We start from the raw sequence: 12,259 nt of genomic DNA, 5'->3' as shown, positions 1-12,259 counted from the left end.
GATCAGTTGCGGAAGATGATTTCGCCCTCGGCGGTGGCATCTATCCTGATCGTCTGATCTTTAGAGACCTTGTCCGCAAGGATAGCCTGCGACAGTTCGTTGAGGATACGTCTCTGGATCACTCGCTTCACAGGACGGGCACCATACTGTGGGTCGTAACCTTCGTCCGCGATCTTGTTCACCGCTGCATCGGTATAACCAAGTGTGATACCGTTGGCTGCAAGGATCTTGCACACAGAGCCAAGCTGTATGCGCACGATACTGCGGATCTGATCTATTGTAAGCGGTGTGAAGACAATCGTCTCATCGATACGGTTGAGGAACTCTGGGCGTATCGTACGACGGAGGAGCTCCATCACCTCGTTGCGTGTCCGGTCGATGACCTCCTCGGCGTTCTTCTCATCATAATGATCGAGGTTGCGATGGATGATGTCCGAACCCATATTTGAAGTCATGATGATGATCGTGTTTTTGAAGTTCACCGTACGCCCCTTGTTGTCGGTCAGACGACCGTCATCAAGCACCTGAAGAAGGACATTGAACACATCGGGATGCGCCTTCTCGATCTCATCGAAGAGCACCACGGAGTAAGGCTTACGACGGATCGCTTCGGTGAGCTGCCCTCCCTCGTCATAGCCCACATATCCCGGAGGCGCACCAACGAGTCTCGATGCCGAATGCTTCTCCTGATATTCGCTCATGTCGATGCGAGTCATCATGTTTTCGTCATCGAAAAGGAGCTCGGCAAGGGCACGTGCCACCTCGGTCTTACCTACACCTGTCGTACCGAGGAAGAGGAACGAACCGATAGGACGCTTCGGATCCTGAAGTCCTGCACGGCTTCGACGCACGGCATCGGCAATGGCAGTAAGGGCTTCGTCCTGCCCGACGACACGCTGACGAAGGTGCGCTTCGAGGTGAAGGAGCTTTTCACGCTCCGTCGCCAGCATCTTAGACACCGGGATATTCGTCCACTTCGAGACGACCTCCGCAATGTCCTCGGAGTCCACGACCTCCTTGATCATGGCGTCATCGCCTTGTATCTCGTGGAGACGCTGCTGTGCCTCCTCGATCGCCTTCTGAAGCTCCTGCATACGGCCATAACGGATCTCTGCCACCTTGCCGTAGTCCCCGGCACGCTCGGCACGCTCGGCCTCATATTTGAGTTGCTCGATCTCCGCCTTGTTCGCTTGGATCGAGTTGACCTGATCCTTCTCACTCTGCCACTTGCTCATGAGGTCGGACTGCTGATCACGCAGTTCGGCGATCTCGGCATCAAGGCCGACGACCTTCTCGGTGTTGTTTTCACGCTTGATCGCCTCACGCTCGATCTCCAACTGCTTGATCTTGCGCGAAAGTTCGTCCAACTCCTCCGGAAGCGAGTCCACCTGCATGCGCAGACGAGCCGCCGCTTCGTCCATGAGGTCGATCGCCTTGTCGGGCAAAAATCTATCGGTGATATAACGGCTCGAAAGCTTCACCGCAGCGATGATCGCATCATCGAGGATACGTACCTTGTGGTGGGTCTCATAACGCTCCTTGATACCACGGAGGATGGATATACTACTCATCTCGTCCGGCTCATCGACCATGACGATCTGGAAACGACGCTCCAAGGCCTTGTCCTTCTCGAAGTACTTCTGGTACTCGTCAAGGGTCGTCGCACCGATGGCACGGAGTTCGCCACGAGCAAGGGCAGGCTTGAGGATGTTGGCGGCATCCATCGCGCCGTCACTCTTTCCTGCACCCACGAGGGTGTGGATCTCGTCGATGAAGAGGATGACCTCACCCTCGGACTTGGTCACCTCATTGACCACAGACTTGAGACGCTCCTCGAACTCTCCCTTGTACTTCGCACCCGCAATGAGGGCACCCATATCGAGGGAGAAGATCTGCTTCGACTTCAAGTTCTCCGGCACGTCACCTCGCACGATACGGCGTGCAAGGCCTTCGGCGATGGCTGTCTTACCGACCCCCGGCTCACCGATGAGGATGGGGTTGTTCTTCGTACGGCGTGATAGGATCTGCAGGACACGGCGGATCTCGTCGTCACGACCGATGACGGGGTCGAGCTTGCCGTTGCGTGCACGCTCACAGAGGTTGATAGCATACTTGCCAAGGGCGTCATAAGTATCTTCGGCCGAAGGGCTGTCGACCTTGCTCCCCTTGCGCAGCTCCTTGATCGCACTCAAGAGTCCATCGTAAGTCGCACCGAGATCCTTGAGGATGCGTGCGGTCTCATTGTCGCTCTTGAGGAGAGCAAGGAGGAGGTGCTCGATGGAGACATATTTGTCCTGCATCGAGGATGCGATGTCTTCGGCCTGCCGGAAGAGCTTGTCGGTATCGTTCGTGAGATACGGCTCTCCACCGGAGACCTTGGGTAAGGTGGCGATACGCTCCTCTACCCGTCTGACGAGTGTAGCGACATCCACGCCGACCTTCGGAAAAACAAAATTGGCTACATTGCCTCCCTTGTCTATCAGAGCGGCAAGAATGTGAGCAGGATCGATGGCCTGCTGTGAGAGACTGCGTGCCTTATCCACGGCACCTTGCAGTACCTCTTGAGTCTTGATTGTCAGGTTGTTCATATTCATAATAATCTTTCTTTTTTTGAGTCTGAGCTTCTTCAAGAAGCCTATATAATCTATTTCTGTCCTCAGACAGAATGCCTTCTGTCGCACTCCGAGATGTATTACGGCAGGGGTCAAAAAGCATTCTGTCGTCTGCCGTCATCCTTTGCTTATCAACCTACAATATCTAAGCCCAATATAAAAAAAATGTCAGAGCACGACAATAATTCCGTCGTACTCTGACATTTACCGTTTATGTCGTGACAAGACTTAGTAGGCCTTCGCTTTTTGTCTGTATCTCTCTGCTTGTTTGTCAGGCGATAGGCGTTCGTGACCCATGAGAGCACTCTCCCAAGTACCGTAGTTGGGGTTAGGTAGGACGATGAACTTCGTACCGATGCTCTCCTTGATGCCGAAGAGAGCTGCATTGCGTCCATCCTCATCCGCCTTGTCAAAGGCCGATGAGAAGTCTCCGAGATTGTCTCCCAAGTACATGATGACATGGTACTTCGCAAGGACCTTCTGACGACGTTCGTCCTTGTTGGAAGTGTTCGTGCGAAGGAGGAGGTGCGCATCGTCGGCATTGGGGAAGCCGAACTTCTGAAGGTTCGTCAACGTCCCCTTACGATCCTTCTCACTGCGATTCGAGATGTAGAAGATCTCTACCCCCTGAGCCGCAGCCTTCTTGAAGAAGTCGAGCCCTCCGGGGATGGTGTCGGCACTTGCCATGGCACACCAGCGGTGCCACTCTTCGTCCTGATAGAGCTCGTTTTTACGTGCTTGGAAGACAGAGTTGGGCGAATTGTCCAAGAAAGTCTCGTCGATGTCGGTGATGATCGCCAACTTACGTTTCTTATTTTTGGTGTCCTTGACCTCCTTCATAAGGTGTGTCTCTGCGACATTGAAGGCTTGGTAGCACAAAGCTTTGTATTCGGCCGCACGCTGCATCCATACCGAAGTATAGAGCTTCGCAAAGGGCATATTGGAGATCTCCGCGTCGTTTTGGCTCTGACGCTGAAAGAGGGCGCACGAAGTCATGGAAGTCATCCCAAGCAGGAGGACGATGGTCTTTATTGCTTTCATAATAAATCGTTGATGTGATAGATTAGAACGTTATAGTGGCTGTTCCGAGGATACCCGAACCTCTCTGTTCGTAGTGTCTCCATCGGACATTTCTCAGATTGAGCAGATTGGTACCGATGACGGATAACCCCACACGACGAGAGAGTCGATAAGAAAACTCTGCACTAAGTTCATTGACCGTGGTGTGGACATACTTGCCGGGCTCGTCCACATCTTCAAACGCCATCCCGAAAAGTCCGGTGTAAGAGGCCTGAAGACTCATGCGAGAATTGATATCGTACACCGCCGAAGCACGGACTTCGAGCTTGGGCAAGCCGAGGACAGTCAGAGGCTTGTCCTCCTTATCTGTCATGTCCGAAGTGATGTAACGATTGTACTGTGCCGAAGCAGAGAGACGGAGACCGGCCTGAGAGACATACCTCGCAGAGATGTTGCCGTAGGTCTTCTTGACGTTGTCGCGATGACGGAGATCATACACGAAAAGGGGTAAGGTGATCGAGCCATCAAGATCTGTGACGAGCTTGCGTTGCTCCCAATCGACGAAGTCACGATAGTCCACGTATCCACCTTGGAGCGTGACGGACAAGCCGGAGAGATTGCCCAGCTCGACCCCTGCGATGACCCTGTACTTGGATGTCTCGGTGGCATTGGCGATAGAGGGACCGAAGAAGTATTTGTTGTACTTGTACACTTCTCTCAGATCCATGGCAGCAGTGCCTCCGTCGACCTTCGCAAAGAGTGAGAAGATGTCGATAGGACGGAAGCGGAAAGAGGCATCGGGAGAGAAGACGAGTGAAGATGAAGCCCTGTTGGCATACTGAACCCGCCCTCCCACATGCATCTCGAAGTGATCTCCCTTGTAAGAGACAGAGGGGCGAAGTCCGAGGATGAGGAGATTTTTGATCGGATACTTGACAACGAGCTTGGGATAATTGCGGAGGTCAATCTCCGCACCGACATCAAACTTCCAAAGATCTGAGATCTCGTACGCCAGCGTCGAGCGATTGGCAAGTCTCAATTCAGAGGTAAGCATACGCTCTCCTCCCGAATAGAGAGGATCCGGATCATTTTTGACCAAGGTCGGATCATTCTTTCCGACATAAGAGAACGTCCCGAAAGTGCTTGCATACCAATTCGAACCGACAGAGATAGGAGCATAAGTCCTTTCGCCCGAAAGGATCGCACCATAATTATTGATCAAGGGATAAGGTGGCTTGAAGTCATAAGACTCAAGCAACAGAGCTGCCGGCTGACCGTTATGTGACCCATAAAGGGCCTCTATGTCGTAGAAGAAATGTCCCCTGACACGAAGTGTGGAGAGTGCCAACTTACGAGCGTAGCCGAGAGTGAAGTCCGTGTCATGTGTACGGAGGGTCTTGAGTGGAGCCGGAAGGGTGTTCCGCCCGAGGTACTTCCTCGTGAAATGGTTGAGAGACAGATCAAACTGACTGTCCTTGCCATTGGTGAAGTTGCCTCCGACATTGAGTCCGAGCACTCCGGGAAAGCCTCCATACACACGTACAAAGCCCTTCTGATCGAGAGACTCAGGTGCTCTGTCGTTGTATATGGGGTCAAAAACTCTGTGCTCAATCTTTGCACCGATACTGTACGAGTCGTTGACAAAACGTAGAGGTGCGAGGGGCGAACTCTTTTTCGTCGCCAGCGGACTGAAGAACGACTTCTGCACCTGATCCTGAGTCGGGACGAAGTCGCGTTCGAGCGTGAGTTCTCTATTGAGCGAATCCTTCTTTGCCACTTGTGCCACAGCATCGTGAGAGATCAGAGCCGAGGCAACGAGCATTACAGAGAGATATAGGATATTCTTCATATTCTTGGTGCGATTAGTTTTGGATCTTTGAGAGTCGTTCATTGATCATATTGATGATACCATCGGTCTTGTTGTTGTAGTTGCTCTTGACCCCTTCGAGATAAGTCTTGGCACTCACCTTGTCACCTTCCTTGATATAGGTATCGGCAAGCAAGACAAATGCTCTTGCCAACCAATAGGTGTCTGTGGTACCCATGTCGATGACCTTCTGAGCAGCATTACGAGCCTGAGTGTTCTGCCCTCTGTCATAGAGTTCCAAAGCCTTGACGACACCGGCACGAGCGTGCTGACCGTGATCACCGAGCATCAAGATACGATCGGCATAGATCAAGGCCTCCTGCTTGCGGTTTGAGCGCGCAAGGATATGAAGAGCTTCGCCATAGACACGACTCTTGACTTTTTCGTTGATCGAGATGCGGTCTCTTGCGATATCATCAGCCATGGAGAGGATGAAGTCTTCGGAGCTCGAAGCAAGAGCATTATCGACAGCTTTGCTCACGAATACACTACGATCCGTAAGGCTCTTTGTCTTGAGTGCCTGAGCGAGATAAAGTTCGGCAGCCTTGTCGGGACGTCCCCAGTCGACATAAGCGGCGGTAAGCACCTTGTAAGCATCCCTTTCGAGTTCGGCATCACCGACAAGATCGGGCAAAAGTTGCTCAAGTGTCAATGTCGCCTCACGGTAAGCCTTATTTTGGTAATGCACAAGAGCCTTGGTGTACAGTGCCTTCTTGACAAAGACTCCGTCAGGATGAGCAGCGACATACTTATCAAGAGCCTCGATGGATCTCGAGGCCTTACCTTCACCGACGATCTTCTCCGCAGCGAGATAAGCCAACGAATCCATTTCCGAAGCCGACACCGCACTGCCCAGCCCTATCTCACGAGCAAGGGCTGCATACTCATCGACTCTGTTGAGCTCGATACTGATCCCCTTGAGATCCTCCATGGCAGCCTTGGCCTCATCGGTCTTTGGGTACTTGCGTGCTACCATCTCGTAGATGCGAGCGGCTTCATCGAGCTTCTGCATATTGAAGTAAGAGAGTGCCAACTGCACACCGGCCTTAGGTGCGATATCTGTGTTGGGATACTGCTCGAAGACCCTCTGGAAGACCCCTTGAGCCGACCGCTCATCGTTGAGCAACGAAAGAGCACGTCCCTGCTCATAAAGAGCCTCCGGAACATATTTGGATGACGGATACTTGGAGCTCAGGAGAGCGAGATAATCCGCTTTTGTCCTATATTCTTTGAGGTAACCATAGGTCATCCCCCTCTTGAAGTAAGCATAGTCTGCTTCATTTCCACCCTTTTGGATGGCAGTATCGTAGAGTGACAAAGCTCGGGAGTAGTTACGTCCGAAGACCTCAATATCAGCCAATCGGCTGTAAATAACGGTCTGTTCATCAGCCGTAGCATCGGGTCTGACCCTCAAAAACTCACGGAAACTCTCTTCGGCCTCACGCCAGCGAGACAAGTTGTAGTAGGCGTAGCCGAGGTTGTAGTAAGCGTTCGGATTGACAGGCGTATCCTGAGGACGCACTTTGAGATAACTCTGTGTCGAAGCTATGGCATCACCATACCTACCCTCACGATAAGCGACCTCACCCTTCCAGAGATGAGCCTCAGCCACACTCGCAGGGTCGGCGTTGTTCCGAATGATGTTGTCATACTGACGGCTTGCGGAAGAAGTATTCCCCTTATCCAGCTGGGTATTGGCACTACGCAGACGCACCTTTTCGAGAGTCCTGCGAAGAGGCGCAGGCAGAGGGGTGATGCGCTCGATGGAGGCCAAAGCCTTGTCCACATCAGGATCATTGAGGTAAGCATCCTTGAGGTGATCGACGGCCTGAGCGGCATACTCTCCCTGCGGATAATGGACGAGATAGTCAGCCAAACGATCTGTACCCTCATTCATCTTACCAGGATTGTTGCTGTAGAGAGCCAAAGCCGCATTGAACCTCGCCGTCTCGGTCAATCTCGGATAGACATCCAGTTCTGCCGCACGATCGAAAGCGATATGAGCCTTCATGGGATGATTCAGAGCCAGCTGTCCCAACCCTTCATAGTAGAGAGCCAACTGCCCCATGAAGTCGGGATGCCTCTCCTCCGATGCCTTCGCCAAAGACTCGACTGACTCCTCGTACCTTCCGGCATCGAAGAGCTCCTTGCCGAGCGTGATCATCTCAAGGCGACCGGCCTTGGGAGCCAAGCGCATATAATCCTGGAGATAACTGATGGCAACCTCTCTCTGGCTCAGAGCCGAGGCTGCCAGACCACCACTTCTGAGGAGCGAGAGCCTCACCTCGGTGTCTCGTATATCTTGACGCTCTCCGACACGCACCTTCTCCATGGCTTCGGAGTATCTCCCCTTTGCCAAAAGTCCGCTCGCCATATAAGCGCAAGCATAAGCACCATACTCGCCGTCGTGGCTCACATCATCAAGGAGAGCGACAGCTTCGTCCGTACGACCAAGTCGAGAGAGGATATAACCGCTATAAAAAGTGGCATCACGACCAAAAGTCTTCGTCCCTATGAGCGGTCTGAAGTGTCCCAGAGCCTGTTCCTCACGACCATCTCTCATCAATGAGAACGAGAGGTAGTAGTCCGAAGCCTGCGCCATCTCGTCGGGTAGCAAAAACGGATCGTACTGCTTGAACCAATATGCCGCACTTCTATAATTGCCCTGTACGAAGTACCACTCACCCAGCCTCATCTGTGCATAAGGTCTGTAAGCCGAATGCGGATAACGCTCGATAAAGTCGAGTAGCTTGGTCTCCCCTTCGGGCGAACGAAGTGCACCCTGTGCTATGGCATTGAGGTAAGCCGCCTCTTCATCGAAGTAAGGGCACACCCACTTATCTATATGTCTTACCGAAAGTATCGAAGTCACTCCCACGTAGCTCTTGATCGCAGTGAGCTCATTGGCCATCATCAACACATCGGTAGTTCGATCGATGACCTGTCCATGGGCGGCAGGGATGCCACCGAGGAGGGGAAGCAACAGAAGGATCTTCTTCATAGAAATATCTTTTGTCTTAAACACTTTGGGATTGCTTACCAACGACCCCAACAACCCTCAAATATACACAATTTTCGCCTCATGAGTCGTCTATATCACGGAGTTGTACACTTCGTACAGGAGAAGGTCACTTTGGGATATATCGAAGTGCCCTCCAAAAAGATCGTACGAGACGATGAAAAAAGTCGTTAAACTTGATGACGAAAGTCGTTAAACTTGATGATGAAAGTCGTTAAACTTAATATCGAAGATCTTACGAGACGGTGACGAAGATCATTAAACTCGATCTCAATGCTCGGCTCCTATCCTAAAAGAAGCACTCAACTCCATCGCAAAGCGAAACAGCCTCGTTTCCCATCGAAGCCCAAAGCCCTCAAAGGATCCCCCGTCAGGTATCACTAAAAGACAAAACATCCCGCTGTAACCACAGGACAGGAGAAGAGCAAACACAAAAAAGCCCTCGTAAAGAGGGCAAAAAGAAAGGGAGCTGATGTCTAAGCCTCGGCTTATTCATCAGCTCCCTTGGATGGTGACCCCGGAGAGATTCGAACTCTCGACCCAATGATTAAGAGTCATTTGCTCTACCAGCTGAGCTACGGAGTCATCAGAAGTCTCAAGCAATGTTCTTTGCTTTTGCTCTGCAAAGGTAGTGATTATTTTTATTTCACCAAAACATCTCTAAGTTTTTTTTCTGCGAACTTTTCCACCCACGAGCAACAATCACCCTCCAAGACATCCTTTTTCACACCTCTCCGACCCACGACAGAATACAGTCCATCAGGCAACAGAATACTTTCTGACCCACTAAACCGGGAAAAAAAAATAATTGACTGCCATCCGCCAAACTCAGAAATAACACCGAAAGAACCCCTAAACGTTTCCTCATCAAATTAACGTCAACTCGATTCTAAAAAACCTCCATACAATAAACAAAAGCCTATGATTAAAGGGACTTCACACAGCCCACCTCATAAAGCAATCGAGAAAAAAATATGCCCTTACGAAGCCTTGGTATCAAGTCACTCCATAACGGCACATATTTTTTAATACTCCTCCACTCTTACGATTGGAAACTATCTGAGTCTGTCCATAAATCTCACCTTGCGCTCATCGATGGCGATGCCTCTATGGGCGAGATAGTCCAAGATGATGGCCAAGAATGGCAGAGCAGCCCATGGTGTGAACGCCATCCCGACATACCCTTCCGGCTTGAAGTTCGTCATCAGGACGTAAGCCAAGACGATGAAGCCAAACTTGAGGAGTAGCCCCAACATTGTAAATCTCATCTGCAATATCCTGTTCTTGAACAAGAAGATCGTGAAGAATGAGAAGAGCACCAAAAGGACATTGAGCACTGCAAGGAGCCACATCGGTACCACCAGAGTACCGGTAGCATCCGAGTACCCGAGCGAAGTGAACGAATACGCTCCATCTGCCATCGTAAAGACTTTAGCCGAATCCAAGAAGACCACGAGAGTCATCAAGACCGCAGAGAGAAGCAGGTACAGTGTTTGTTTGCGTTGTATCATGTCGCTGTCTCAGTTTTTTTTGTTGATTCTGCAGGTATGATGGCAGATCAGACCTCTGCGTCATCATCGAGGTTACGCATCTGTTTTGCAGGATTGCGGTGATACACCTCACCATCGGTAAACTCCTTCGCTGCGATGAGCGTGGGCTTAGGGAGCTTTTCGTAGAACTTTGATATCTCGATCTGCTCCCTGTTTTCCGACACTTCCTCCATATTGTCCGTGTAGGTAGAGAACTCTTGAAGCTTCAACTCCAACTCCTTCTTCACCTCCTGTGAGATCTGGTTGGCACGGCGAGCCATGATCATGACCGACTCATAGATATTGCCCGTCTCTTTGCTCAATTCGTTGACGTCACGAGTTACGGTAGATAGTGGAGCATTGATTTTTCTGTAGTCCATGTTCTGTATATCTCAGTTTTTAGTATTGTTTATTCGTCTTTGATGTTCTTATCTGCGTAGAGGAAGTACTTCTCAAGCTTCTTGGCATACTTCCCTTCAGGATACTCATTGAGGTAGTTGTAATACTCGTCACGAAGGTCTCTCAGACGCGCTTGTTGCTTCTCGATGACACTGTTGTAAGCGATTTCGTAGAGTGAAGCCACGACAAGGTAGTGCATCTCCTCTTTGTACTTGGAGAAGGGGAAGTCCTTCATTGCGTTACGAGCCGTGATGATACAAGACTCATAGTTGTTGAAGATATAATTCCCAAGATTGTAATACAACCTTGCTTCGAGCAATACCTTGAGGGCCAACTGTTCTTGGAGCATCACAAGAGCCTCCTTGGCTTGAGGAGCCTTCTCACTCTGGGGGTAATGATCCAAAAATCCCTGAAGTTCCTTGATGGCAGCATAGGTCGGACCCTGATCTAACCTCACATCAGGGATATCAAGCGAGAGCCCATAGCCGGCATAAAAACGTGCCAACTCTGCATATTCACCGCTTGGGTATCTTGAATAGTATTGTACGAACTTATCATTGGCCTGATAGTAATCCTTCATCTCGAAATACGACTGACCAAGGAGATACAACGAAGCCTCAGCCTCGGTCGTACCGTTGAGATAAGGCACGACCTCCTCCAAGAGTTGGGCAGCATGACTGTACTTCTTCGTATTATAGTACTTTTTGGCATAGGAATACTTCTCCATGACGTCTGTACTCTTCTGAATACGTGTAAACTCAGTACACCCCGTACCCAAGAGTATTGCCATCAGGAGCGACAAGCCGATATATAGATATTGTCTCATAAAAACGCGCTTTTGTGGTGCAAAGATATGAATTTTGGGAGACACTTCCGCTCTCCTATCTCCTTAAAGTGCAAAAAAAGAGCGACAAAGCCCTTCTTACTTTCCGAAATATGAATGAATATGGGGAATGACAATGTCCGTGATCGTTTCATCCAAGACATGATGCGAGTCCTCCGTCTCTATGACATGCGCATAGTGTGTGGAGAAGATGTCTCGGTACGAAAAGAGTTCATCATTGAGACCAAAAAGACCGGTCGTATTCGTGCGTTCTGCCTCATCGATATCATCCCAGATGACCTTCGACAGCCTTTCAAAACCGGAAAGATCACCGTCATAGCCGTTATTAGGGAGCGTGAGATGAGGAGCGACACTCGGGTTGATCACAAACTTTGGTATACCTCTGAGACTGAGCGCAACAAACCCACCCAAAGAGGTAGCAACGACCATATCGACGCCCTCCTCTCTGATGATACGCCGAGCCATCGGGATGGCCTCTTCGGGATCGTTGGAGAAGGTAGGATGAATGAGTTCGAACCCCTCGCCCAGATGAGCCAGCAAGACCTGAGCAGTCCTCGACTCGGACGAAGAGTTGTATCCGTGGATGTACAAGATCTTCTTCATGATGACAACAAGAAAAGATACCGAAGGCGACAAAACAAGTCAGACGACTGCCGTCTTCGAATTACACAACATTTTCCTCCTCCGCCGTACAAGTCTCATGAGCGACAGCCCCTCACGACTCCGGGTAGAGCCGAGCCTTAACCGTTATAGTCATCAGGAATGATGACATCCTCGATGATCTCCACATTGGTCGAACCACAGTACATACACACGTATGGGCCGGGGCCTCCGGCATGGTCATCATCGTCGTCATCCATGAGCATGACATTGCTCTCCCAGTTGCCATCGGCATCATAGGGGACATACCACTCGTAGCCACAGTCAAGACAGATTATCTTTCGTCCTCTTCTCATTGTCAGTTATACT

The 12,259-nt window shown here is 50.6% G+C and carries 9 protein-coding genes and 1 tRNA gene; all 10 read right to left on the bottom strand.

Going from position 1 to position 12,259, the window contains the following annotated elements; translation table 11 throughout:
- Nucleotides 1-2: 2 nt before the first annotated feature.
- The 10 genes from clpB to EL262_RS09070 all read right to left on the bottom strand — a co-directional run bounded on the left by clpB (nt 3) and on the right by EL262_RS09070 (nt 12,246).
- Nucleotides 3-2,594 carry an ATP-dependent chaperone ClpB gene (clpB, locus tag EL262_RS09115; RefSeq protein ID WP_078735501.1) on the bottom strand — a complete coding sequence of 864 codons (2,592 nt, stop codon included), beginning with the start codon at nt 2,592-2,594 and terminating at the stop codon, nt 3-5.
- A 246-nt stretch (nt 2,595-2,840) separates the two neighbouring features.
- The gene (locus EL262_RS09110) at nt 2,841-3,653 is read right to left on the bottom strand and encodes a 5'-nucleotidase, lipoprotein e(P4) family (RefSeq protein ID WP_078735500.1); all 813 of its coding nucleotides are present in this window, start codon (nt 3,651-3,653) and stop codon (nt 2,841-2,843) included.
- Nucleotides 3,654-3,675: 22 nt separating this feature from the next.
- A complete protein-coding gene (locus EL262_RS09105) occupies nt 3,676-5,481 on the bottom strand; it encodes a TonB-dependent receptor (protein WP_025836861.1) in 1,806 nt (601 codons plus the stop codon).
- A gap of 13 nt (nt 5,482-5,494) precedes the next feature.
- Nucleotides 5,495-8,500, bottom strand: a complete 3,006-nt coding sequence (locus EL262_RS09100; RefSeq protein ID WP_078735498.1) for a tetratricopeptide repeat protein — start codon at nt 8,498-8,500, stop codon at nt 5,495-5,497.
- A 527-nt stretch (nt 8,501-9,027) separates the two neighbouring features.
- A tRNA-Lys gene (locus EL262_RS09095) sits at nt 9,028-9,103 on the bottom strand.
- Between the two features lie 470 nt (nt 9,104-9,573).
- The gene (locus tag EL262_RS09090; RefSeq protein WP_025836855.1) at nt 9,574-10,029 is read right to left on the bottom strand and encodes a DUF4293 domain-containing protein; all 456 of its coding nucleotides are present in this window, start codon (nt 10,027-10,029) and stop codon (nt 9,574-9,576) included.
- Between the two features lie 47 nt (nt 10,030-10,076).
- Nucleotides 10,077-10,427, bottom strand: a complete 351-nt coding sequence (locus EL262_RS09085; RefSeq protein ID WP_025836853.1) for a DNA-directed RNA polymerase subunit omega — start codon at nt 10,425-10,427, stop codon at nt 10,077-10,079.
- Nucleotides 10,428-10,456: 29 nt separating this feature from the next.
- Nucleotides 10,457-11,272, bottom strand: a complete 816-nt coding sequence (locus EL262_RS09080; protein WP_025836851.1) for an outer membrane protein assembly factor BamD — start codon at nt 11,270-11,272, stop codon at nt 10,457-10,459.
- 96 nt (nt 11,273-11,368) lie between these two features.
- Nucleotides 11,369-11,893 (bottom strand): YqiA/YcfP family alpha/beta fold hydrolase, encoded by a 525-nt coding sequence (locus tag EL262_RS09075; RefSeq protein WP_126464416.1) that lies wholly within the window; start codon nt 11,891-11,893, stop codon nt 11,369-11,371.
- Between the two features lie 137 nt (nt 11,894-12,030).
- On the bottom strand, nt 12,031-12,246 hold the full coding sequence (locus EL262_RS09070) for a hypothetical protein (protein WP_025836847.1): 216 nt from the start codon (nt 12,244-12,246) through the stop codon (nt 12,031-12,033).
- Between the last annotated feature and the right edge of the window lie 13 nt (nt 12,247-12,259).

Origin of the sequence: Porphyromonas cangingivalis (genome assembly GCF_900638305.1) — a bacterium.
GTDB classification, from domain to species: domain Bacteria; phylum Bacteroidota; class Bacteroidia; order Bacteroidales; family Porphyromonadaceae; genus Porphyromonas_A; species Porphyromonas_A cangingivalis.
This window is presented reverse-complemented; position numbering and strand designations above follow the sequence as displayed.